Annotated in this window: 24 protein-coding genes and 1 pseudogene; 14 read left to right on the top strand and 11 right to left on the bottom strand. The window is 60.9% G+C overall.

The features are described 5' to 3' along the window. The first annotated feature begins 39 nt into the window (after positions 1–39). Both rph and AB4N92_RS11450 read left to right on the top strand, forming a co-directional pair. Positions 40–762 (top strand): ribonuclease PH, encoded by a 723-nt coding sequence (rph, locus tag AB4N92_RS11455; protein ID WP_010207511.1) that lies wholly within the window; start codon positions 40–42, stop codon positions 760–762. Between the two features lie 22 nt (positions 763–784). Then, on the top strand, positions 785–1156 hold the full coding sequence (locus AB4N92_RS11450; RefSeq protein WP_044288063.1) for a DUF4870 domain-containing protein: 372 nt from the start codon (positions 785–787) through the stop codon (positions 1154–1156). A 58-nt stretch (positions 1157–1214) separates the two neighbouring features. Here AB4N92_RS11450 and AB4N92_RS11445 read toward each other — a convergent pair whose 3' ends face one another. Then, on the bottom strand, positions 1215–1994 hold the full coding sequence (locus AB4N92_RS11445; RefSeq protein ID WP_003195493.1) for an exodeoxyribonuclease III: 780 nt from the start codon (positions 1992–1994) through the stop codon (positions 1215–1217). Between the two features lie 82 nt (positions 1995–2076). On the opposite strand from AB4N92_RS11445, the gene pyrE reads away from it, so the two are divergent. Beyond that, positions 2077–2721 carry an orotate phosphoribosyltransferase gene (gene pyrE, locus AB4N92_RS11440; protein WP_198831527.1) on the top strand — a complete coding sequence of 215 codons (645 nt, stop codon included), beginning with the start codon at positions 2077–2079 and terminating at the stop codon, positions 2719–2721. A 183-nt stretch (positions 2722–2904) separates the two neighbouring features. Here pyrE and argB read toward each other — a convergent pair whose 3' ends face one another. The 4 genes and pseudogenes from argB to coaBC all read right to left on the bottom strand — a co-directional run bounded on the left by argB (position 2905) and on the right by coaBC (position 7162). Beyond that, complete coding sequence (gene argB / locus AB4N92_RS11435) at positions 2905–3810, bottom strand: acetylglutamate kinase (protein ID WP_010207505.1); 906 nt, start codon at positions 3808–3810, stop codon at positions 2905–2907. A 19-nt stretch (positions 3811–3829) separates the two neighbouring features. After that, positions 3830–5233: pseudogene (locus AB4N92_RS11430) on the bottom strand (phosphomannomutase/phosphoglucomutase); the annotation flags it as partial. 259 nt (positions 5234–5492) lie between these two features. After that, a complete protein-coding gene (dut, locus tag AB4N92_RS11425; protein WP_010207501.1) occupies positions 5493–5948 on the bottom strand; it encodes a dUTP diphosphatase in 456 nt (151 codons plus the stop codon). Positions 5949–5953: 5 nt separating this feature from the next. Beyond that, on the bottom strand, positions 5954–7162 hold the full coding sequence (gene coaBC, locus AB4N92_RS11420; RefSeq protein WP_010207499.1) for a bifunctional phosphopantothenoylcysteine decarboxylase/phosphopantothenate--cysteine ligase CoaBC: 1209 nt from the start codon (positions 7160–7162) through the stop codon (positions 5954–5956). Between the two features lie 142 nt (positions 7163–7304). Here coaBC and radC point away from each other — a divergent pair, with 142 nt between their 5' ends. Continuing rightward, positions 7305–7979, top strand: coding sequence for a RadC family protein (gene radC / locus AB4N92_RS11415; RefSeq protein WP_010207497.1), 675 nt, complete (start codon positions 7305–7307; stop codon positions 7977–7979). Between the two features lie 27 nt (positions 7980–8006). Here the strand turns inward: radC and AB4N92_RS11410 are convergent, their stop codons facing one another. Continuing rightward, a complete protein-coding gene (locus AB4N92_RS11410; protein WP_010207496.1) occupies positions 8007–9599 on the bottom strand; it encodes an ABC transporter substrate-binding protein in 1593 nt (530 codons plus the stop codon). A gap of 458 nt (positions 9600–10057) precedes the next feature. Here AB4N92_RS11410 and rpmB point away from each other — a divergent pair, with 458 nt between their 5' ends. Both rpmB and rpmG read left to right on the top strand, forming a co-directional pair. Further along, positions 10058–10291 (top strand): 50S ribosomal protein L28, encoded by a 234-nt coding sequence (gene rpmB / locus AB4N92_RS11405; RefSeq protein WP_010207494.1) that lies wholly within the window; start codon positions 10058–10060, stop codon positions 10289–10291. Positions 10292–10302: 11 nt separating this feature from the next. Further along, a complete protein-coding gene (gene rpmG, locus AB4N92_RS11400) occupies positions 10303–10458 on the top strand; it encodes a 50S ribosomal protein L33 (RefSeq protein ID WP_003176906.1) in 156 nt (51 codons plus the stop codon). A 71-nt stretch (positions 10459–10529) separates the two neighbouring features. Here rpmG and AB4N92_RS11395 read toward each other — a convergent pair whose 3' ends face one another. Next, entirely contained in the window at positions 10530–10892 is a 363-nt protein-coding gene (locus AB4N92_RS11395; RefSeq protein WP_010207492.1) for a cupin domain-containing protein, read from the bottom strand. A gap of 230 nt (positions 10893–11122) precedes the next feature. Here AB4N92_RS11395 and AB4N92_RS11390 point away from each other — a divergent pair, with 230 nt between their 5' ends. Together AB4N92_RS11390 and AB4N92_RS11385 are read left to right on the top strand one after the other, a co-directional pair. After that, positions 11123–12616, top strand: a complete 1494-nt coding sequence (locus AB4N92_RS11390; RefSeq protein ID WP_154847500.1) for an aldehyde dehydrogenase — start codon at positions 11123–11125, stop codon at positions 12614–12616. A gap of 150 nt (positions 12617–12766) precedes the next feature. Next, positions 12767–13909 carry an MFS transporter gene (locus AB4N92_RS11385; protein ID WP_187516850.1) on the top strand — a complete coding sequence of 381 codons (1143 nt, stop codon included), beginning with the start codon at positions 12767–12769 and terminating at the stop codon, positions 13907–13909. A gap of 90 nt (positions 13910–13999) precedes the next feature. Here the strand turns inward: AB4N92_RS11385 and AB4N92_RS11380 are convergent, their stop codons facing one another. Both AB4N92_RS11380 and AB4N92_RS11375 read right to left on the bottom strand, forming a co-directional pair. Beyond that, positions 14000–15568 (bottom strand): phospholipase D family protein, encoded by a 1569-nt coding sequence (locus AB4N92_RS11380; protein WP_031291069.1) that lies wholly within the window; start codon positions 15566–15568, stop codon positions 14000–14002. Between the two features lie 62 nt (positions 15569–15630). Next, the gene (locus AB4N92_RS11375) at positions 15631–17055 is read right to left on the bottom strand and encodes an aminotransferase-like domain-containing protein (protein WP_010207488.1); all 1425 of its coding nucleotides are present in this window, start codon (positions 17053–17055) and stop codon (positions 15631–15633) included. A 167-nt stretch (positions 17056–17222) separates the two neighbouring features. Here AB4N92_RS11375 and AB4N92_RS11370 point away from each other — a divergent pair, with 167 nt between their 5' ends. Further along, positions 17223–17447 (top strand): DUF1127 domain-containing protein, encoded by a 225-nt coding sequence (locus tag AB4N92_RS11370; RefSeq protein ID WP_010207487.1) that lies wholly within the window; start codon positions 17223–17225, stop codon positions 17445–17447. A gap of 1 nt (position 17448) precedes the next feature. On the opposite strand, the gene AB4N92_RS11365 is transcribed toward AB4N92_RS11370, so the two are convergent. After that, entirely contained in the window at positions 17449–18741 is a 1293-nt protein-coding gene (locus AB4N92_RS11365; RefSeq protein WP_236266745.1) for an NAD(P)/FAD-dependent oxidoreductase, read from the bottom strand. Between the two features lie 115 nt (positions 18742–18856). Here AB4N92_RS11365 and AB4N92_RS11360 point away from each other — a divergent pair, with 115 nt between their 5' ends. After that, on the top strand, positions 18857–19210 hold the full coding sequence (locus tag AB4N92_RS11360; protein ID WP_010207483.1) for a YkgJ family cysteine cluster protein: 354 nt from the start codon (positions 18857–18859) through the stop codon (positions 19208–19210). 22 nt (positions 19211–19232) lie between these two features. On the opposite strand, the gene AB4N92_RS11355 is transcribed toward AB4N92_RS11360, so the two are convergent. After that, entirely contained in the window at positions 19233–19721 is a 489-nt protein-coding gene (locus tag AB4N92_RS11355) for an Lrp/AsnC ligand binding domain-containing protein (RefSeq protein WP_003176896.1), read from the bottom strand. Between the two features lie 156 nt (positions 19722–19877). On the opposite strand from AB4N92_RS11355, the gene dadA reads away from it, so the two are divergent. From dadA to AB4N92_RS11335, 4 genes are all read left to right on the top strand, one after another. Further along, positions 19878–21179, top strand: coding sequence for a D-amino acid dehydrogenase (gene dadA / locus AB4N92_RS11350; RefSeq protein ID WP_010207481.1), 1302 nt, complete (start codon positions 19878–19880; stop codon positions 21177–21179). Further along, positions 21151–21504, top strand: coding sequence for a RidA family protein (locus AB4N92_RS11345; RefSeq protein WP_010207480.1), 354 nt, complete (start codon positions 21151–21153; stop codon positions 21502–21504). The genes dadA and AB4N92_RS11345 overlap by 29 nt, the downstream gene beginning before the upstream one ends. Before the next feature lie 79 nt (positions 21505–21583). Continuing rightward, positions 21584–22657, top strand: a complete 1074-nt coding sequence (gene alr, locus AB4N92_RS11340) for an alanine racemase (protein WP_021492603.1) — start codon at positions 21584–21586, stop codon at positions 22655–22657. A gap of 116 nt (positions 22658–22773) precedes the next feature. Then, complete coding sequence (locus AB4N92_RS11335) at positions 22774–23322, top strand: cupin domain-containing protein (RefSeq protein ID WP_003176893.1); 549 nt, start codon at positions 22774–22776, stop codon at positions 23320–23322. Positions 23323–23430 lie beyond the last annotated feature (108 nt).

The raw sequence follows: 23430 nt of genomic DNA, 5'->3' as shown, positions 1-23430 counted from the left end.
TGCTCGGCAGTTTTTCGTCCTCAGTACAGGTGTCTCCCTATGAAACGTCCAAGTGGTCGCGCTGCCGATCAGCTCCGCTCGATCCGCATCACCCGCAACTACACCAAACACGCCGAGGGGTCTGTACTGGTCGAGTTTGGCGATACCAAGGTCATCTGCACCGTCAGCGTTGAAAACGGCGTGCCGCGCTTCCTTAAAGGCCAGGGCCAGGGTTGGCTGACCGCCGAGTACGGCATGCTGCCGCGCGCCACCGGCGAGCGTAACCAGCGTGAGGCCAGCCGTGGCAAGCAGGGCGGTCGTACCCTGGAAATCCAGCGCCTGATCGGCCGCTCCCTGCGCGCAGCCCTGGACATGTCCAAGCTGGGCGACGTGACCCTGTACGTCGACTGCGACGTGATCCAGGCCGACGGCGGCACCCGTACCGCGTCCATCACCGGCGCCATGGTGGCCCTGGTTGACGCACTGAAAGTGATCAAGAAGCGCGGCGGCCTGAAGGCGGGCGACCCGCTCAAGCAAATGATCGCCGCTGTGTCGGTAGGCATGTATCAGGGCGAGCCCGTGCTGGACCTGGACTACCTGGAAGACTCGGCCGCCGAAACCGACCTGAACGTGGTCATGACCAGCACCGGTGGTTTCATCGAAGTGCAGGGCACCGCCGAAGGCGCGCCATTCCAGCCGGCCGACCTGAATGCCATGCTGGCCCTGGCCCAGAAAGGCATGACCGAAATCTTCGAGTTGCAGAACGCCGCCCTGGCTGACTGAGCCCGCCTCAAGGAGAAACGCCATGAATGACAACAGCCAAGTGCCGGTGCCGACGCCTTCCTACGAAGTGCGCCAGGGGGCAATGTTGTGCCATCTCGCGGCGTTTCTGGGGTTTGTGTTCCCCTTCGGCAGTGTCGTGGGGCCATTGATCCTTTGGCAGATGAAGAAGGAAAAGGATGCGTTCATCGATGATCAAGGCAAGGAAGCCTTGAACTTCCAGATCACCGTGGCCATCGCCTGGATGGCTTGCATCGTGCTGGCCTTCGCGGTGGTTGGGTTTTTCCTGATGTTTGCCCTGGCGGTCGCCACGATCGTGCTGACCATCATCGGCAGCATCAAGGCCAACAAAGGGATTCCCTATCGCTACCCGTTGACCTGGCGTGTGATCAAATAATGAGCGCCCACAAAAAAACCGACAGCGATGTCGGTTTTTTTGTGGCTGGAAAAAGACCTCAGATGGTCAGTGTCCAGTCGTAGTCCACGATCAGCGGCGCATGCTGCGAGAAGCGTGGCTGGCGTGGCAGGCGTGCACTGCGGACGAACCGGCGCAGACCTGGGGTCAGCAACTGGTAGTCGAAACGCCAGCCCAGGTTGAGCATCTCAGCCTGTTCGTTATCCGGCCACCAGCTGTACTGGTCGCCTTCGCGGCTGACTTCGCGCAGGGCATCCACATAGCCCATGTTGCCGACAATCTCGTCCATCCAGGCACGTTCCGGCGCCAGGAAGCCCGGGGATTGCTGGCTGTCGCGCCAGTTCTTGATATCCAGCTTCTGTTGCGCCACGTACAGCGAGCCACAATAAATGTACTCGCGACGTTTGCGTCGCTGTTTATCCAGGTAACGGGCGAAATCGTCCATTAGCTTGAACTTCTGGTTCAAGTCTTCATCGCCGTTCTGCCCCGAAGGGAGCAGTAAGGTCGCGATGCTGACCTTGTCGAAATCGGCTTGCAGGTAGCGCCCGTAGCGGTCGGCTGTCTCGAAGCCGAGGCCGCTGATGACCGCCTTGGGTTGCAACCGCGAATACAAAGCCACGCCACCTTGGGTGGGCACTTCGGCATCGCAGGCATAAAGGAAGTAGCCATCCAGTTGGAAGGCTGGGTCGTCCAGTTCAAAGGCGGAGGCGCGGGTATCCTGCAGGCAGATGACGTCGGCATTCTGGGCTTGCAGCCAACTGAGCAAACCACGCTCGACTGCAGCCTGAATACCATTAACGTTCACACTGATGATCCGCATAAATGGCCCCAAAAATCGCGTGCGTGTATGATACACGCCGTCTACCTAATTAGCTAAATCCGTGGTATCTGAGGCTTTTTTCATGCAGGCGTATCAACGCGATTTCATTCGTTTTGCCATCGATCGCGGGGTTTTGCGCTTCGGTGAGTTCACCCTCAAGTCCGGGCGCACCAGCCCGTACTTCTTCAATGCGGGCTTGTTCAACTCGGGTTCGGCCCTGGCTCAGTTGGGGCGTTTCTACGCGGCAGCCATTGTTGAAAGCGGTATTTCCTTCGACGTGCTGTTTGGCCCGGCCTACAAGGGTATCCCCCTGGCAGCTGCAACGGCCGTGGCCCTGGCGGAACATCATGGGCGCGATCTGCCGTGGTGCTTCAACCGCAAGGAAGCCAAGGCTCATGGCGAAGGCGGCAGCCTGGTGGGTGCGCCGCTGACCGGCGATGTATTGATCATCGATGACGTGATCACGGCCGGTACGGCTATCCGTGAAGTGATGCAGATCATCGCGTCCCAGGACGGCGCCAAGGCCGCCGGTGTGCTGATCGCGCTGAACCGCCAGGAGCGTGGCAACGGTAAGTTGTCGGCGATCCAGGAAGTGGAGCGTGATTTTGGCATTCCCGTGGTGAGCATCGTGTCGTTGAACCAGGTGTTGCAGTTCCTGGAGGATGATCCGCAGCTCAAGCAGCACCTGCCGGCGGTGCGTGCGTACCGCGAGCAATTCGGCGTCTGACACAGTAAAACCTGTGGAGTGGGCTTGTGTGGGAGCGGGCTTTCAGTGATACAGGTGCTGACTGATCCACCGCTTTCGCGAGCAAGCCCGCTCCCACAGGGGATCTCCGCACTGCTGCAAAATCAGCGTCCATAAAAAAGCCCCGCTCAATCGGATTGTGCGGGGCTTTTTAGTTTATGGCGTTTAAGGACGCTTGCGGTTACTGATCAACGTGCCCATGCCGGTATCCGTGAAGATCTCCAGCAGTACCGCATTCGGCACCCGGCCATCGATGATCAGCGAGCTGCCGACGCCGCCTTGCACCGCTTCCAGCGCGCAACGGATCTTCGGCAGCATGCCGCCGTAGATGGTGCCGTCGGCGATCAGGTCGTCCACCTGTTGGGTGGTCAGGCCGGTCAGCACTTTGCCTTGCTTGTCCATCAGGCCGGCGATGTTGGTCAGCAGCATCAGCTTTTCAGCTTTCAGTGCTTCGGCCACCTTGCCGGCCACCAGGTCGGCGTTGATGTTGTAGGACTCGCCATTGGCACCCACACCGATCGGCGCGATCACCGGAATGAAGTCGCCCTTGACCAGCAGGTTCAGCAGGTCGGTGTTGATGCCGATCACTTCGCCCACTTGGCCGATGTCGATGATTTCCGGCTGGGTCATTTCCGGCGTCTGACGGGTCACGGTCAGTTTTTTCGCCCGGATCAGCTCCGCGTCCTTGCCGGTCAGGCCGATGGCACTGCCGCCGTGACGGTTGATCAGGTTGACGATGTCCTTGTTGACCTGGCCACCGAGGACCATCTCCACCACGTCCATGGTCTGCGCGTCAGTGACGCGCATGCCATCGATGAAGTGACTCTCGATCGACAAGCGCTTGAGCAGGTCGCCGATTTGCGGGCCGCCACCGTGGACCACCACCGGGTTGATCCCAACGGCTTTCATCAACACGATGTCGCGGGCAAAGCCGGTTTTCAGCTCGTCGCTTTCCATGGCATTGCCGCCGTACTTGATCACCAGCGTCTTGCCGACGTAGCGTCGGATGTACGGCAACGCTTCGGACAGGACCTTGGCAGTGTTGGCAGCGGCTTCGCGTTCGAGGGTCATTCAGGGCTCCGGTAAAAAATCAGAACGGTAATTGGAGATCAGGGGCAACACGTTTCAACTGGGCGTGGAACACGTCCTTGATGCGCTGCAACTCAGCCTCGGTATCCGCCTCGAAACGCAGGACCAGCACCGGTGTGGTGTTGGACGCGCGAACCAGGCCCCAGCCTTTGGCGTAATCGACTCGCACACCATCAATGGTGGTCAGGTTGGCGCCTTCGCCCCATTGCGCATCGTGCAGTGCGTCAATGATGCTGAATTTGCTCTCCTCGGTCACATGGATATTGATCTCTGGCGTAGAAATATCGTTCGGGAAGGTCTGGAACAGCTCTTCGGCGGTGGATTTTTCCTTGCTGAGGATCTCCAGCAGGCGTGCGGCGCTGTAAATACCGTCATCAAAGCCGAACCAGCGCTCCTTGAAGAACACGTGGCCGCTCATTTCGCCGGCCAACAGCGCGCCGGTTTCCTTCATTTTCTTTTTGATCAACGAGTGACCGGTCTTCCACATTAGCGGGCGGCCGCCATATTCCTTGATCAGCGGAGTGAGGCGGCGGGTGCACTTCACGTCAAAGATGATCTCGGCGTTGGCGTTGCGCGCTACCACATCGCGGGCAAACAGCATCAGCAGGCGATCCGGGAATACGATTTCGCCGGTTTCAGTCACCACGCCCACACGGTCGCCGTCACCGTCAAAGGCCAGGCCGACGTCAGCCCCGGTTTCCTTGACCTTGGCGATCAGGCCCACCAGGTTTTCAGGCTTGCCTGGGTCCGGGTGGTGGTTGGGGAAGTTGCCGTCGACCTCGCAGAACAACGGGATCACTTCGCAGTTCAGCGCTTCGAGCAGCTGCGGGGCGATCACGCCGGCCGCGCCATTACCGCAATCCACCACCACTTTGAGGCGGCGCGCGAGTTTGACGTCACGGGTGATTTCATCAGAGTAGCGTTGCAGGATGTCAACTTTGGTGACGGTGCCCTTGCCGCTGGTCAGGTCGTTGTTTTTCAGGCGGTCGTGCAGCGCCTGGATCTGTTCGTTGGCCAGGGTGTCGCCAGCGATGACGATCTTGAAGCCGTTGTAGTCCGACGGGTTATGGCTGCCGGTGAGCATTACTCCGGATTTGCCGGCCAGTACGTTGGCTGCGTAGTACAGCGCAGGTGTTGGCACCAGGCCAACGTCACTCACATGGCAACCGCTGTCGGCCAGGCCCTGGATCAGTTGCTCCACCAGTTCCGGGCCGGACAGGCGACCGTCACGGCCGACCGAAACATTGGGCTCATCCTGGGCCAGGCTCTGGGAGCCGATGGCGCGGCCAATCCAGTAGGCGGTTTCGGCTGTCAGGGTCTTGGGCACCACGCCACGAATGTCATAGGCGCGAAAGATGCTGTCGGGGAATGTCGGGACTACTCGGGCTGCGGTACTCATCGCGGGGGGGGAACTCCATCTGAAGGGGGCAAGGCTGGCCTTAATGTGGCTGACCGGCAGGCTCAAACTGAAGGGTATGACGGTGTTTTCGGCAGAGAGTTCGTGGTGCAAAAATGCCATCGGAGCGCTGGTTTCGTCTGGATTGTCGCGTAATTCGTTGATTTCTATGGAGAAATCTCGCTGATAAGGTCCGCGCATTCTTCGTCCTGAAAAGCCTTGCGGTGGCGTCTGGCCGGGCAATGGCGCCCGGCCAGATTCAGCTTAGTCAGTGACTTCCGGAATGCCCAAAACCGCCTGCGCCGCGTTGGGTTTCATCGAACTCCTCGACCAGCTCGAAATGCGCCTGCACCACCGGCACCAGTACCAACTGGGCAATGCGCTCGCCGACGGCGATGTTGAACGCGGTCTGGCCACGGTTCCAGCACGACACCATCAGCTCGCCCTGGTAGTCCGAGTCGATCAGGCCCACCAGGTTGCCCAGTACGATGCCGTGTTTGTGGCCCAGGCCGGAGCGGGGCAGGATCAGCGCCGCCAGGCCAGGGTCGCCGACGTAGATCGACAGGCCGGTGGGAATCAGGAGGGTCTGGCCCGGCTCAAGGACGGTGTCCTCCTTGAGCATGGCGCGCAGGTCGAGGCCGGCGGAGCCTGGAGTGGCGTAGGCCGGCAGTGGGAATTCGTTACCGATGCGTGGGTCGAGGATCTTGGCTTGCAAAGCGTGCATGGACATTAAACCTGGTTCAGCCGTTGGGCGATAAAAGAGATCAGTTGGCGGGCAATCTTGCCCTTGCTGGTCTGGGCGAAAACGGTGGCGTGCAACTCGCGGTCGATCACGCTGATGGCATTTTCCTCGCTGTTGAAGCCGATGCTCGGGTTGGCGACATCGTTGGCAACGATCAGATCGAGGTTTTTGTCTTTCAATTTGCGTGCTGCGTAGTCCAGCAGGTGTTCGGTCTCGGCGGCAAAGCCGACACTGAACGGACGGTCCGCACGGGTGGCGATGGTCGCCAGGATGTCCGGGTTGCGCACCATTTGCAGGAGCAGGCCGTCACCGCTTGTAGGGTCTTTCTTCAGTTTTTGCGGGGCGACGACTTCCGGGCGGTAGTCCGCCACCGCCGCCGAGGCGATGAACAGGTCGCACGGAATGGCTGCCTCACAGGCCGCCAGCATGTCGCGGGCGCTGACTACGTCGATTCGCGTGACCCGGTCAGGGGTCGGCAAATGCACCGGGCCGGTGATCAAGGTGACGCGTGCGCCTGCCTCGACCGCCGCTTCAGCCAAGGCAAAGCCCATTTTTCCTGAGCTATGGTTGGTGATGTAGCGCACCGGGTCGATGTTTTCCTGGGTCGGCCCTGCCGTGATCAGTACGTGCTTGCCGGTCAGGGCCAGGTGCTGGAAACACTCGGCGGCGCACAGCGCCAGGTCGGTTGCTTCAAGCATGCGGCCCATGCCGACGTCGCCACAGGCCTGGCTGCCGGAGGCCGGGCCGAACACTTTGAGGCCACGGCTTTGCAGGAGTTGGGTGTTGGCCTGGGTGGCCGGGTCGCGCCACATGGCCTGGTTCATGGCCGGGGCGATGGCGACGGTGGCGTCGGTGGCCAGTACCAGGGTGGTCAGCAGGTCATCGGCGATGCCCTGGGCCAGGCGTGCGATCAGGTCGGCGGTGGCCGGCGCGATCAGCACTAGGTCGGCCCATTTGGCCAGCTCGATATGGCCCATGGCGGCTTCAGCTGCCGGGTCGAGCAGGTCCAGGTGAACCGGGTGGCCGGACAGCGCTTGCATGGTCAGTGGGGTAATGAACTCACTGCCACCGCGGGTCATGACCACGCGCACTTCGGCGCCTTGGTCCAGGAGCCTGCGAACCAGTTCTGCGCTCTTGTAGGCGGCAATGCCGCCGCCAACGCCGAGAACGATGCGTTTCCGATACAGACGCTGCATTGGTTTGCCTTTCCAGTTCAGTGATGCCAGTTCAGTGACGCCTGCGATGCCCCCCTCCCCAGGGGAAATCACATGCAAAAAAGAGGGCCTACGATAACACAGCGTCCGCGAGGCAACAGCGGCGTACGCGCAGGGAGGTGGGATGAGTATTCGTGATTGGCCGGTGGCAGAACGGCCCCGGGAAAAGCTTTTGGAGTGGGGCGCGGCGAGTCTGTCGGATGCCGAACTGTTGGCGATCTTCCTGCGTACCGGGGTTTCCGGCAGGAGCGCGGTGGATCTGGCGCGCCATCTGTTGGCGCAATTCGGTGGCTTGCGCCCACTGCTGGAGGCCAGCCAGACGTTGTTCAACCAGCAACTGGGCCTGGGGCCGGCGAAGTTTGCCCAGTTGCAGGCAGTGCTTGAAATGGCCAAGCGGCACATGGCCGAGCGCCTGCGAAGCGAATCGGTGCTGGAAAGCCCCGTGGCCGTGCGGGACTACCTGAAGGCCATGCTGCGCCATGAGCCTCATGAGATCTTCGGCTGCCTGTTCCTTGATTCAAGGCACAGGGTGCTGGGCTTTGAGGCGTTGTCCCAAGGCACCATCGACGCGGCGATGGTGTATCCCCGGCAGGTGGTCAAGCGCGCTTTGGCCTACAACGCGGCGGCGTTGATCCTGTGCCATAACCATCCTTCCGGCAGCCTTGAGCCGAGCGCAGCTGATCGAAAATTGACCAGGTTGCTGCAGAAAGCCCTGGAAGTGGTGGATGTGCGGGTGCTGGATCACATCATCGTGGGGGATGGCGATCCGTTGTCGATGGCGGAATATGGGTGGATTTAGCCCGCCCCATCGGGACGGGCCTGGTGCTCAGGGCTTGACGCTGACTTTCGAGAAATCCTGGCGACCGAACGGACTCACCTGGTAGCCCTCAACATTCTTGCGAGCCAGGGCAAACGCCGTCGGGTGCGCGAGCGGCAACCACAGCGCCTGTTGCTGGATCTGCGCCTGGGCCTGCTGGTACAGCTTACTGCGTACGCCTTGCTCGCTGGTGGTCTTGCCGGCGCTGATCAGTTTGTCCAGCGCAGGGTCGCAGTAGCGCGCGAAGTTGGTGCCGGATTTTACCGCTGCGCAGGAAAACTGCGGGGTCAGGAAGTTATCCGGGTCGCCGTTGTCGCCGGCCCAGCCCATGAACAGCAGGTCGTGTTCGCCGGCCTTGGCGCGACGAATCAGCTCGCCCCATTCGATCACGCGGATCTCGGCCTGGATGCCGACCTTGGCCAGGTCAGCCTGCAGCAGCTGTGCGCCAAGGTTTGGGTTGGGGTTCAGCAGACTACCGGTAGGGCGGGTCCAGATGGTGGTCTTGAAACCGTCCTTGAGCCCGGCGCGGTCCAGCAGTGCCTTGGCTTTGGCGAGGTCCTGTGGATAACCGGGCAGATCCTTGGCGTAGCTCCAGGTGTTGGGCGGGTAGGGGCCGTTGGCGGCTTCGGCGGTGCCTTCAAATACGGCCTTGAGGTAGCTGCCCTTGTCGAACGCCAGGTTGATCGCCTGGCGCACTTCTGGCTTGTCGAGAGGCGGGTGCTGGCTGTTGATGGCCAAGAAGGCGGTCATGAAGGCCGCCGTTTTCTCCACCTTGAGCGCCGGGTCTTTTTCGGCTTCGCCCACATCCAGCGGCTTGGGTGACAGGGCGATCTGGCATTCGTCGCGATGCAGTTTCTGCAGGCGCACATTGGCGTCCGGGGTGATGGCGAAGATCAAGTTATCCACAGGCGGTTTGCCGGCGAAGTAGTTCGGGTTGGCCTTGTAGCGCACCACGGCATCTTTCTGGAAGCGGCTGAAGATGAACGGCCCGGTGCCGATCGGCTGGCTGTTGAGCTTTTCCGGGGTGCCGGCCTTGAGCAGTTTTTCGGCGTATTCCGCCGGGTAGATCGAGGCAAAGCCCATGCTCAGGGCGGCGAGGAAGGTGGAGTCGGCGTGATCCAAAGTGAAGCGCACGGTCAGCGGGTCGAGGGCGTCGATTTTCTTGACCAGCGTCGGCAGTTGCAGCGACTGCGCGTGGGGGAAGCCGCTCTGGGCGATCTTGTGCCATGGGTTCGCGGGGTCGAGCATGCGCTCGAAGCTGAAGCGCACATCTTCGGCGGTCAGGGTGCGGCTTGGTGTGAAGTACTCGGTGCGATGGAATTTCACATCCGGGTGCAGCTTGAAGGTATAGGTCAGGCCATCCGGCGAAACTTCCCAGCTGTCCGCCAGGCTGGGCACCAGTTTGCCGCTCGCCGCATCGTAGTCCACCAGGCGGTTCATCAGCACGTCGGCCGAGGCGTTGGTGGTGGTCAGCGAGTTGTATTGCACCACATCGAACCCTTCGGGGCTGGCCTCGGTGCAGACGCTCAAGTTGCTGGCGGCAGAGGCCAGCGGCGCGATAAAGAGAGGGGCGAGCAATAGCGGTAGGGCAGCGAGGCGCATGTTCGGTTTCCTTTGCAGATCGAAGGCCCATCTGCGAGTGCAGTCTGGAAAAGTCCTACCGTAGTGGTCTGATTGGTAAATGACTAGCCCATTTTTGCCTGTGCTTTTGCCCCAAATACTGTTTTGATGGCACCTCAGCGCGTTTTGTCGTGCACTTCACCGTGCCCGCGAGCGCTGTAAATCATTCTGTGCGACGAGCGGTCGGCTGTGACAGCGGCCCCTCCTGGCAACGGTTCAGGCGTCTGCCGCCAAGATTTACGCCAGTAAAAACACTCGGGCTGTTGTTGCACTGGGGTCTTTCTGGTATAAAGCAGCGCTCTTTTCTAGGGGCCCGGTTCCTTCGCTTGTAGGTGTAGCCGGTAAGACCCTAAAGAAACGCGGCGCCTGGCGCCAAATGACTGAGAGATTAAGCGGCCAACCCATGCCGGGTTGGGCATGTGGTTTTAGAGGGCTGAGGCATGTCGAGAGTCTGTCAAGTTACCGGTAAGGGTCCGGTGACTGGGAATAACATTTCCCACGCAAATAACAAAACCCGTCGTCGTTTCCTGCCGAACCTGCAGCATCACCGCTTCTGGGTTGAAGAAGAGAAACGTTTCGTCCGTCTGCGCGTATCTGCTAAAGGCATGCGCATCATCGACAAGCGTGGCATCACTGTCGTGCTGGCTGAATTGCGCCGCGCTGGCACAATCTAAGGAGCTATATCATGCGTGAATTGATTCGAATGATCTCTAGCGCCGGTACTGGTCACTTCTACACTACCGACAAGAACAAGCGTACTACCCCGGACAAGCTCGAAAAGAAAATGTTCGACCCGCGCGTTCGCAAGCACGTGATCTACAAAGAAGGCAAAATCAAGTAATTGATTTTCCTCCTTGTGAAAAAAAGCCCGTATCTCACGATTCGGGCTTTTTTTTGCCTGCGATTTGCCGGTCAGGCTTTCTGTTCGAACACCACGTAGATCTTGCGGCAAGGCTCCAGCACTTCCCAGGTACCGCTGAAGCCGGCGGGGATCACGAAACGGTCGCCGGCGCGCAAGGTCTTGGCATTGCCGTCGGCATCACGTAGCACGGACACGCCCTGCACAATCTCGCAGTATTCGTGTTCGGTGTAGTTGACCTTCCACTGCCCGACTTCACCTTCCCACACGCCGGCACTCATCTGTCCGCACGGGCTGTTGTAGTGGTTATAGATCGTTTGCTCGGGATCGCCCTTGAGGATTTTTTCGGCAGCGGGGCGGTAGCGTTCTGGGGCGGTGCTGGCTTGGCTGAAGTCGACGATGTCCTGGATGCTCATGTGCGTGTCCCGTCTGGCCTGCGGTTGGAGAACCCAAAGTCTATGTTTATTAAAATGAACATCGCAAGGGCGTTTGCCGGGGTTATGTCAAATATATTGAAACATCCCCAGCCGCTGGTTTAGGGTGGCAGCTGCCTTGAGCCGAACAGCAGGCTGGCCGGGCAAGAATTCTTTGAGGCTGCCGGGGGACACCGCCCGGCCCTTGTATTCAATAAGAGGAGGACACTCGCATGACCACCCTGACCCGTGCCGACTGGGAACAACGCGCCAAGGATCTGAAGATCGAGGGCCGTGCCTATATCAATGGCGAGTACACCGCCGCCGTATCCGGTGACACCTTCGAATGTATCAGCCCGGTCGATGGCCGCCTGCTGGCCACTGTTGCCAGCTGTGACGCGGCCGACGCCCAGCGCGCCGTGGAAAACGCCCGCGCCACCTTCAATTCCGGCGTGTGGTCGCGCCTGGCGCCGGCCAAACGCAAGTCCGCCATGCTCCGTTTCGCCGCGTTGCTCAAGGCCAATGCCGAAGAGCTGGCGCTGCTCGAAACCCTGGACATGGGCAAGCCGATCAGCGACTCCCTGAACATCGACGTACCCGGCGCGGCCAATGCTCTGAGCTGGAGCGGCGAAGCCATCGACAAGATCTACGACGAAGTCGCCGCGACCCCACACGACCAATTGGGCCTCGTGACCCGCGAACCCGTTGGCGTGGTTGGCGCCATCGTGCCGTGGAACTTCCCGTTGATGATGGCCTGCTGGAAACTCGGCCCGGCGCTGTCCACTGGTAACTCGGTGATCCTCAAGCCGTCCGAAAAATCCCCGCTGACGGCCATCCGTATCGCGGCCCTGGCCGTTGAAGCCGGTATTCCAAGAGGCGTGTTCAACGTGCTGCCGGGCTACGGTCACACCGTCGGCAACGCGCTGGCGCTGCACATGGACGTCGACACCCTGGTGTTCACCGGTTCCACCAAGATCGCCAAGCAACTGTTGATCCGCTCCGGTGAATCGAACATGAAGCGTGTGTGGCTGGAAGCTGGCGGCAAGAGCCCGAACATCGTGTTTGCCGACGCGCCTGACCTGCAAGCCGCCGCCGAATCCGCCGCCGGTGCCATTGCCTTCAACCAGGGCGAGGTCTGCACCGCAGGTTCCCGCCTGCTGGTGGAACGCTCCATCAAGGATAAATTCCTGCCATTGGTGATCGAGGCCCTCAAGGGCTGGAAGCCCGGCAACCCACTGGACCCGGCAACCAATGTGGGCGCGCTGGTGGACACCCAGCAAATGAACACCGTGCTCTCGTACATCGAAGCCGGCCATGCCGATGGCGCCAAGTTGGTCGCCGGTGGCAAGCGCACCCTGGAAGAAACCGGTGGCACTTATGTCGAACCGACGATTTTCGATGGTGTGACCAACGCCATGAAGATTGCCAAGGAAGAGATTTTTGGCCCCGTCCTGTCGGTGATCACCTTCGACAGCGCCGAAGAAGCTGTCGCCATCGCCAACGACACCATCTACGGCCTGGCCGCAGCCGTGTGGACAGCCGATATCTCCAAGGCGCACCTCACCGCCAAGGCCCTGCGCGCCGGTAGTGTGTGGGTCAACCAGTATGACGGCGGCGACATGACCGCGCCGTTCGGTGGCTTCAAGCAATCGGGCAACGGTCGCGACAAGTCGTTGCATGCGTTCGACAAGTACACCGAGCTGAAGGCGACCTGGATCAAGCTCTAAGCAACACCGCAGTCCAAATGTGGGAGCGGGCTTGCTCGCGAAAGCGGTATGACAGTCGACATCAATGTTGAATGTGCAACCGTTTTCGCGAGCAAGCCCGCTCCCACACTGTTTTGCATGACCTCAAGAATTATCCACAGGAGCGTGGAAATGCGTTGGGCGACTTATTTCGCAGTCCTGGCTTCGGTGCTCAGTGTCGGCCTGGCCCTGGGCGTCAGCATGCCGCTGGTGTCCCTGCGCCTCGAAAGCTGGGGCTACGGCAGTTTCGCAATCGGCGTGATGGCAGCGATGCCGGCCTTTGGCGTACTGCTGGGTGCGAAGGTCTCCAGTCGCATGGCCTCATGGCTCGGCACCGCCAACCTCATGCGCCTGTGCCTGTGGGCGGGCGCGGTGTCCATCGGTTTGCTGGCGATCCTGCCCAGCTACCCGGTGTGGTTGGTATTGCGCCTGATGATCGGCGTGATCCTGACCATCGTATTCATCTTGGGCGAAAGCTGGATCAACCAGTTGGTGGTGGAGCAGTGGCGCGGACGGCTGGTGGCGCTGTATGGCTGCAGCTATGCCTTGAGCCAGCTGTCGGGTCCGTTGCTGCTGGGCCTGATCGGCACAGGCCATGACTACGGCTTCTGGGTCGGCGTGGGCTTGTTGGTAGTGGCGCCATTCCTGTTGCTGGGCCGCTCCGGCGCGCCCACCGCCGAGTCCTTCAGCGTGACCTTCGCCGACCTCTGGCGCTTCTGCCTGAGCCTGCCCGCGATTGCCTGGGCGGTGGCGTTGTTCGCCGCGTTCGAGGCGATGATTCTGACGCTGTTGCCGGTGTATTGCCTGCAGCAGGGCTTCACCGCCGAGATGGCCCTGGCCATGGTCAGCACCGTAGTGGTCGGCGATGCGCTGCTGCAATTGCCTATTGGCGCATTGGCCGACTACCTGCCGCGACGTACGCTGTTCCTGAGTTGTGCGGTGCTGTTACTGGTGTCGAGCCTGGCGATTCCACTGCTGATGCACACGCCGCTGATCTGGCTGGTCTGGGTGGTGTTCGGCGCGAGTGCCGGAGGGTTGTTCACCCTGTCGTTGATCCTGATCGGCGAGCGCTACCGTGACGATGCGCTGGTACGCGCCAATGCCCATGTGGCGCAGTTGTGGGGGATCGGTTGCCTGATCGGTCCGCTGGTGGCCGGCGCTGGCAGCCAGTGGATCAGCGGGCATGCGTTGCCGTTGCTGATGGCGGCCGGTGCGCTGGGCCTGGTGCTGTTGTTGCTGCGCCAAGGCGCATTCGGAGCGGCACAACCGGTGTAGGAGCGAGTTTGCTCGCGAAGAACTCAAGGACGCCGCGTTAAACCAGGCGGCACGCGTTATCGTTAACGTTTTTCGCGAGCAAGCTCGCTCCTACAGCAAGCGTTCCAGGCCTACTGAGGTGGCAAACCAGGCATTGAACCGTCGCCACCAACTGCCAGGCTCGCGGGTCAAGGTGTGCAGTTGGCCGTTATCTTCGGTCACCCACACGACTTGGCCGTCCTGCAGCTTCGCCTCGTAGCTCAAGGGCGGCGCCATGCCTTGCAGCGCCAGGTTGCGCACATGTTCTGCCAGCTCAGGGCTGTCGACCAGCACACCCACTTCGGTATTCCACAGCACCGAGCGCGGGTCGAAGTTGAATGAACCAATAAACGACTTCTCGCGATCAAAGATCATCGCCTTGCTGTGCAGGCTCGAATCGGAGCCCCTGAAGGTGCCTCGGCGAAACAGGTGTGGGCCGCTGCCGCCACTGGGGTCGCCCGGTTGGCGGCGCAGCTCGTAGAGTTTCACGCCGTGCTCCAGCAGCGCCTTGCGATAGGGCGCATAACCGCCGTGCACGGCAGGCACGTCGGTGGCTTCCAGGGAGTTGGTCAGCAGGCTCACCGACACACCGGCATCGGCGCGCCCGGTCAGGTACACCAGGCCGGGTTGCCCTGGCACGAAGTACGCCGAGATCATTATCAGCTCATGATTGACCCCTTCCAGCTCCGGTGCCAGTTGGGTGGTGAGCAACAACCGAGGATCCGGGTCGGCCTTGGCCAGCACCTTGCTCGGCGCGTCCCACAATGCCTGGTTCCAGGCCCAGATCAGCTCGCGGCGCCAGGTGTCCATGCGCGGTTGGGTCTGGTAGGTGCGCAAGCGGTTGTACAACGCGTGGTTCTGCTGGCGCGATTCGGCCAGGGACGCTTCCAGGCGCACACGCGCGGCGGCCAGGTCGCTTTTGGAGGGCATATTGGCGACAAAGTCATCGATCGGCTTGCTCAGGGCGCTGTTCCAGTATTGGTCGAAACTATGACCAAGCTGCTCGGCGACGGGCCCCACGCTGAGCATGTCGATATCGGTGAAGTTCAGGTTGGGCTCAGCGTCGAAATACTCATCCCCCAGATTGCGTCCGCCGACGATCGCCACGCTGTTGTCCGCCAGCCACAGCTTGTTGTGCATGCGCCGATGCTGCAGCGACAGGTTGAACAGCCGTCCCATGGCCCGTGTGGCACCCGTGCTGCGGCCCAGGTGCAAGGGGTTGAACAGGCGGATCTCGATCTTGGGATGGGCGGCGAGGGTGGCGATGATCTGGTCGAGGCCGTCGCTGGTGGTGTCGTCCAGCAGGATGCGCACGCGCACGCCACGGTCAGCAGCCTTGAGCAGTTCGTCCACCAACATGCGCGTACTGATGCCGTCATGCACAATGTAGTACTGCAGATCGAGGCTGATCTGGGCGTTGCGGATCAGTTCGGCGCGGGCCATGAAAGCCTCGCTGCTATTGGGCAGCAGGCGAAAGCCGGAGCGGCCTTGATACGGCGCCGCCTGCGCTTGGATCGAGCGGCCGAACGATGATTGTGCGGCGGGCAGGGCGTCGCTGGGGATGCGCGGTGTGCTCACCGTTGCGCAGCCGCCCAGGGCCAGGGCTCCCAGCAGGAAAAACGGTAATAGCCGTTGAATCATCAAGGGAGTTGCTTCCAGATCAGGGCGGTTGTCGGCATGTGACGGCAAATTCCTGCAAAAGGTCAGTCGGCCGCCTCGGCCAGCATCTTGATTGCGGCAGCACCCACCTTGCGTACGGCTTCTTCAATCTGCGGCGTTGGCTTGGCAGCGTAGTTCATGCGCAGGCAGTTCCGGTATTTGCCCGACGCCGAAAAGATGCTGCCGACGGCCACCTGCACGCCTTGCTCTACCAACACACGGTTGAGCTTGAGCGTATCAAAGCCTTCCGGCAGCTCGATCCAGAGCATGAAACTACCCTGGGGCCTGCTGGCGCGGGTGCCGGTAGGGAAGTAGCGGCTGACCCAGTCGATCATCAAGTCACGATTACGCTGGTATTGGGTACGCATCCGCCGCAAATGCGGTTCGAAGTGACCACCTTTCAGGAATTCGGCAATCGCGATCTGCGGTTGCGTTGCGGTGCAGCCGGTGCTGATGTATTTCATGTGCAGCACCCGTTCCAGGTATCGGCCCGGTGCGACCCAACCGATGCGCAAACCCGGTGCCAGGGTTTTCGAGAATGAACTGCACAGCAATACACGGCCGTCTTCGTCGAAGGACTTGATGGTGCGCGGGCGCGGGTAGCTGTAGGCCAGCTCGCCATACACATCGTCTTCGATGATCGCCACGTCAAAGCGCTGCGCCAGGGTCAGCAGCGCCTTTTTGCGCGCCTCGGGCATGATGTAGCCCAAGGGGTTGTTGCAGTTGGGGGTCAGCTGGATGACCTTGATCGGCCACTGTTCCAGCGCCAATTCCAGGGCTTCAAGGCTGATGCCGGTGATCGGGTCGGTGGGGATTTCCAGGGCTTTCATGCCCAGGCCCTTGAGGGTCTGCATGGCGCCGTGAAAGCTCGGCGAATCCACCGCGACAATGTCGCCTGGCTCGCAGATCGCATGGATGCTGGCGGACAGTGCCTCATGGCAACCGGTGGTGATCACGATGTCCTCGGCCGTCAGCTGGCAGCCGGAATCCAAGGAGAGACGGGCGATTTGCTCGCGCAATTCCACACAGCCGAGGATGTTGTCGTAATACAGGCCCGGTAGATCCTGGCGGCGACTCACGCGGGCCAGGCTGCGCAGCAGGGGCTTGATGGTCGGCGACAATACATCCGGCATGCCTCGGCCCATCTGTATGACATCCTTGCGCGGAACTGCGCGAATCAACTCCAGTACCTGATCCCACTGGGAGATTTCCACGGGCCGCTGTGCCGGACGGCCAACCTCGGGCAGGGCCGGCAGCTCGCGACTGACCGGCACGAAATAGCCGGATTTTGGCTTGGGCATCGCCAGGCCGTTGTCTTCCAGCAATCGATAGGCCTGCTGCACGGTGCTCAGGCTGACCCCATGTTCCACGCTCAAGGCCCGTACAGAAGGCAAACGATCACCAGGGCGATAGAAGCCCTGTTCGATGCGGGTGCCCAGCAACTCGGCGAGGTTCATGTACAGGGTCATGGCGTTTGCTCCCGATAAACCATTACAGATAGGCAGAAAATACAGGATTCAGCCAACCATAGGCAGTATCTGTATGTATTTAATAAAGGTGGGTTGAATCTGTAATGGTTTCTGCCGTACGCCCATGCTTGTCACTCAAGGCAACAATGCAAATGAGGGGCAGCAAAATGAACGGCATGAGCGATGTGCGGCTGGCGTTACACAGTCAGGAACTGGAGGCAGAGCAGGAGCGGGCTACGGCGCCGCGCGACATCGGCCGCTGGAGTCTGTTCTGGCACCGTCGTCACACGCGCAAGGCTCTGCTGCATCTGACGAGCGAACAGCTGCGCGATGTCGGATTGACCGCCGAACAAGCGCGCCAGGAAGGTCTGAAATCCTTCTGGCGCGATTGAATCACATCCGCTCTTTGAGGCGGTGCCAGAGCATCCCCAATGCCAGCAGCGGCGAGCGCAGGTGCTTGCCGCCGGGGAAGGTGATGTGCGGCACCTGGGCGAACAGGTCAAAGCGCCCCTGTTGCTGGCCACTGATGGCTTCGGCCAGCAACTTGCCCGCCAGGTGGGTGGCGTTGAGGCCATGGCCGGCGTAGGCCTGGGCGTAATACACGTTGGGTTGGTCGGTCAGGCGGCCAATCTGCGGCAAGCGGTTGGCACCGATACCGATCATGCCACCCCATTGATAATCGATTTTCACGTCGGCCAATTGCGGGAACACCTGCAGCATTTTCGGGCGCATGTAGGCGCCGATGTCCTTGGGATCGCGACCGGAGTAATGGCAGGCGCCGCCGAACAGCAGGCGACGGTCGGCGGACAGCCGGAAGTAATCCACCGTGACACGCTGGTCGCACACCGCCATGTTCTGCGGCAGCAAATCGACAGCTTGGGCTTCGCTCAACGGTTCGGTGGCGATGATGTAGCTGCCGGCGGGCAACACTTTGCCGCTCAGGCGTGGGTTGAGGCCATTGAGGTAGGCATTGCAGGCCAGCACCAGGGTTTTGGCGCGTACGTTGCCCTGGGCGGTGTGTACGTTGACTTCGGGGCCGTAGTCGATGCGCGTGACTTCGGACTGCTCGAACAGCTTCACGCCCAGCTGCTGCGCGGCGGCGGCCTCACCAAGGGCCAGGTTCAGCGGGTGCAAGTGGCCGGACCCCATGTCAATCATGCCGCCTACATAACGGTCCGAGCCGATCACGCTGCTCATTTGGTCAGCGTGCAGCAGGCGCACTTCATGGCGATAGCCGAGGCCGCGGAGCTCTTCGGCGTCTTCGGCCAGGCCTTGCAGGTCGCGGGACTTGTTGGCCAGGTCGCAGTAGCCCCACGTCAAGTCGCAGGGGATCTGGAAGCGTTCGACGCGCTCACGCACGATCTCCACCGCTTCCAGGCCCATCAGCTTCATCTGGCGCACGCCTTCGGTGCCGATCACGTTGGCGAACTGGTCCAAGCCATGCCCGACGCCACGAATCAATTGGCCGCCGTTGCGTCCGCTGGCGCCCCAGGCGATCTTGCGTGCCTCCAGCAACACCACGCTGAAACCCCGCTCGGCCAGCTCCAGCGCCGTGTTCAGCCCGGAAAAGCCCCCGCCGACCACGCATACATCGGCCGTCATGTCGCCCGTCAACACCGGGTAATCGGGTTGCGCCACACTGCTGGCTGCATAATAGGACGGAGCGTGCCGGGCGCTGGCAGTCATGGGGAGCATCCCTGTTTGGAAAATTTGACGCAGGATACAGCGGTCGGACAAAACTGTCTGCGCAGGGCGTTTTGCGTCAGAATCCACGTCTATTCGCCGTTCGGTATGTGTTTCGATGAGTTGCAACAGTCAGAAAATCAGCGCGCTGCGTCGGCAGATTCCTTCGTTCGAGTGCGTTCCCGGTTGCCACGACTGCTGTGGGCCGGTGACCACCTCGCCGGAGGAAATGTCGCGCCTGCCGCGCAAGACCGCCGCCGAGCAGGACGCGGCCATGGATGAACTGAACTGCGTGCACCTGGGCCCCCACGGCTGCACGGTGTACGACGAGCGACCGTTGATCTGCCGGCTGTTCGGCACGACCAAGACGTTGCCGTGCCCCAACGGGCGCAGGCCGGTGGAGCTGATTCACCCGCGGGTGGAAAAACAGATCCACGAATACATGGCGAGTACCCGGCAGGTACTGGTTTAACTCGGTTACTGTGTTGTGTCAGTCAGTCCGGGATCGGAAGGTTCAGGCTCTCCTTAACTTCTTCCATCACGATATAGCTCTTTGACTCCCGCACATGGGGCAACTTGAGCAGGATATCGCCCAGCAGTTTGCGGTACGACGCCATCTCGGAAATTCGCGCCTTCACCAGGTAGTCGAAGTCGCCCGACACCAAGTGACACTCCAGCACATGGGGCAGTTTCAACACGGCGCGGCGGAACTCCTCAAAGGTGTCGCCGGACTTGTAATCGAGGCTGATCTCGACAAATACCAGCAAACTGCCTTTCAAATGCTGCGGGTTGAGCCGCGCGTTGTAGCCCATGATGATCCCTTCACGCTCTAGCCGGCGCACGCGCTCGGTACAGGGCGTGGTCGACAGCCCGACCTTTTCCCCCAGCTCCGTAAACGAAATACGCCCGTCGGTTTGCAGGATGCGCAGGATGTTGCGGTCGATCTTGTCCAGCTCCCGCTTGGTCTGGGTGTTGGTACGCATAGGGGATACGCCTCTGTGAAAAGGGTTTTTGCCGAGAATTGTCGCCAAATATAGGCAGTTATATAGTGAAATGCACTGGCAATTGTTTTTTACACTGCGCTCATCATTGCTCGAATAACACACGTCAGCGGCCATGCCCGCGATGAGGATATAAAAATGCGCGTTCTGGTCTTGGGTAGCGGCGTCATTGGTGTGACCAGTGCCTACTATTTGGCGCGGGCCGGCTTTGAAGTGGTTGTCGTCGACCGTCAGCCTGCTGCTGCCATGGAAACCAGTTTCGCCAACGCCGGCCAGGTGTCGCCAGGCTATGCATCGCCCTGGGCCGCACCGGGTGTGCCACTCAAGGCCATCAAGTGGCTGCTGCAACGCCACGCGCCGCTGGCGATCAAGGCCACCGCCGATATCGACCAATACCTGTGGATGGCGCAGATGCTGCGCAACTGCACCGCGAGCCGTTATGCGGTGAACAAGGAGCGCATGGTGCGCCTGTCCGAGTACAGCCGCGACTGCCTCGACGAACTGCGCGCGGAAACCGGCATTGCCTACGAAGGCCGTAGCCTGGGGACTACCCAACTGTTCCGCACCCAGGCGCAGCTGGATGGCGCAGCCAAGGACATCGCCGTGTTGAAAGAGTCCGGCGTGCCGTTCGAAGTGCTCGACCGCGCCGGCATTGCCCGCGTCGAGCCGGCCCTGGCGAGCGTCACCGATATCCTCGCCGGCGCCTTGCGCCTGCCTAACGACCAGACCGGTGACTGCCAGATGTTCACCACCCGCCTGGTCGACATGTGCAAGCAGCTCGGCGTGGAATTCCGCTTCGAGCAAGACATCCAGCGCCTCGATTACGCCGGTGACCGCATCAACGGCGTGTGGGTCGACGGCAAGCTGGAAACCGCCGACCGCTACGTGTTGGCCCTCGGCAGCTACTCGCCGAAATTGCTCAAGCCGCTGGGGATCAAGGCGCCGGTGTACCCGCTCAAGGGCTACTCGCTGACCGTGCCGATCACCAACCCGGCGATGGCGCCGACTTCGACCATTCTCGACGAGACCTACAAGGTCGCGATCACCCGTTTCGACAACCGCATCCGCGTCGGCGGCATGGCTGAAATAGCCGGTTTTGACCTGTCGCTTAACCCGCGTCGGCGCGAAACCCTGGAGATGATCGTCAACGACCTTTATCCTCAGGGCGGCGATTTGACCGAAGCCACGTTCTGGACCGGCCTGCGCCCGACCACCCCCGACGGCACGCCGATTGTCGGTGCTACCCCGTTCAAGAACCTGTTCCTGAATACCGGCCACGGCACCCTCGGTTGGACCATGGCTTGTGGCTCCGGTCGCTTGCTGGCCGACCTGATGGCCAAGAAAACGCCGCAGATCAGTGCGGAAGGCCTCGATATTTCCCGTTACGGCAACCACCAGGAGTCCGCACAACATGTCAATCCAGCGCCAGCTCACCAATGAGCGCATGAGCCAGATCGTTGTCCACAACGGTACCGTGTACCTGGCCGGGCAAGTCGGCGACGACATGAATGCCGGAATTGAACAGCAGACCCGTGAAACCCTGGCCAATATCGAGCGTTTGCTGGACCTGGCCGGCACTGACAAGACCAAGTTGCTGTCGGTGACGATCTACCTGAAAGACATCGACGCGGATTTCGCCGGCATGAACGCGGTATGGGACAAGTGGCTGCCCAAAGGTGTTGCGCCGGCCCGTGCCACGGTTGAAGCCAAGCTGTGCGAACCGGAAATCCTGGTAGAGCTGTCCGTCGTGGCTGCCCTGCCTTAAACAACGATCCCTCTCCCGGTGCCGAGGTTGCCTGTCGGTGCCGGTTTTTCTTCACTCTGCCGCCTAGAAGCCTGCCACCATGCGTCCTGCCCGTGCCCTGATTGACCTCCAAGCCCTGCGCCACAACTACCAATTGGCCCGTGAAGTCACGGGGGCCAAGGCCCTTGCCGTGATCAAGGCCGATGCCTACGGACATGGCGCCGTGCGTGTGGCCCAGGCGTTGGAAGCCGAGGCCGATGGGTTCGCCGTCGCCTGTATCGAAGAGGCGTTGGAGCTGCGCGCCGCCGGGATTCGTGCGCCGGTGCTGCTGCTGGAAGGTTTCTTCGAGGCTGATGAGCTGCCACTGATCATCGAGCATGATTTCTGGTGCGTGGTGCATTCGCTGTGGCAGTTGGAGGCCATCGAACAGGCCAAGCTGAGCAAACCGCTGACTATCTGGCTCAAGCTCGATTCCGGCATGCACCGTGTTGGCTTGCACCCCAAGGATTATCACGAGGCTTATCAGCGCTTGCTGGCCAGCGGCAAGGTGGCCAAGATCGTACTGATGAGCCACTTTGCCCGCGCCGATGAACTCGACTGCGTACGCAGTGATGAACAGGTGGCGGTGTTTGACGCGGCGCGCCAGGGCTTGTCGGCCGAGGTGAGCCTGCGCAACTCGCCATCGGTGATGGGCTGGCCGAATGTGTCTAGCGATTGGGTCCGTCCCGGCATCATGCTCTACGGTGCGACGCCTTTTGGCGAAGACCAGGCCGTAGCCTCGCGCTTGCAGCCAGTAATGACCCTGGAGTCCAAGGTTATCTGCGTACGTGAGCTGCCGGCCGGGGAGCCGGTGGGCTACGGCGCCAAGTTCATTACGCCGAAACCCATGCGTATCGGCGTGGTTGCCATGGGATATGCCGATGGCTATCCGCGCCACGCGCCGACCGGTACGCCGGTACTGGTGGCCGGGCAGCGCAGCCAGTTGCTGGGCCGTGTGTCCATGGACATGCTGTGCATTGACCTGACTGACCTGCCTCAGGCCGGGCTCGGTTCCACGGTGGAGTTGTGGGGCAAAAACATCCTGGCCAGTGATGTGGCGGTCGCCGCCGAGACCATTCCTTACCAACTGTTCTGCAACCTGCGCCGCGTGCCAAGGCTCTATTCCGAGGCTTGACCGCCAGTCACGAACACAAGCGCCCGGGATTTAGGCCCAAGTGTTGTAAATACTGAACGCTGTCGCCATGATAACGCTCAATTACAACAAAGCCTGAATCCTAGGAGGCTCCTGCATTGGACGTCGGCGAACGACTGCAATCCATCCGTAAACTGAAGGGTCTTTCCCAGCGCGAGCTCGCCAAGCGCGCGGGTGTCACCAACAGCACCATTTCGATGATCGAAAAAAACAGCGTCAGCCCCTCGATCAGCTCCTTGCGCAAGGTGCTGGGCGGCATCCCTATGTCCATGGTCGAGTTCTTTTCCGAGGAGATCCTCCAGGAAATACCGACGCAGATCGTCTATAAAGCCAATGAGCTCATTGATATCTCTGACGGCGCCGTCACCATGAAACTGGTAGGCCGGGCTCACCCCAGCCGGGCGATTGCGTTTCTCAACGAAATCTACCCGCCGGGCGCCGACACGGGCGAAGAAATGCTCACCCACGAAGGCGAAGAAACCGGGATTCTGGTGGAAGGTCGTCTGGAGTTGGTGGTCGGTCTTGAAACTTTTGTGCTCGAAGCGGGCGATAGCTACTACTTTGAAAGCACCAAGCCTCATCGTTTTCGCAATCCGTTCGACGTGCCGGCGCGACTAATCAGCGCAGCCACACCCGCGAACTTTTAAGAAAAGAGGCGTCCTGCCTGCGTGGCAGAGACTCCCGTAGCTGTATCCGTGAAGCTGAATCTCCCTTTATTTAATAGGGTTGTTTCGGCAGGGCGGGCTAACCGTTAT

The organism is Pseudomonas sp. S3_A09 (assembly GCF_054668065.1).
The sequence above is the reverse complement of the archived record's forward strand: the minus strand, read 5'-3'. Positions and strand labels throughout refer to the sequence as shown.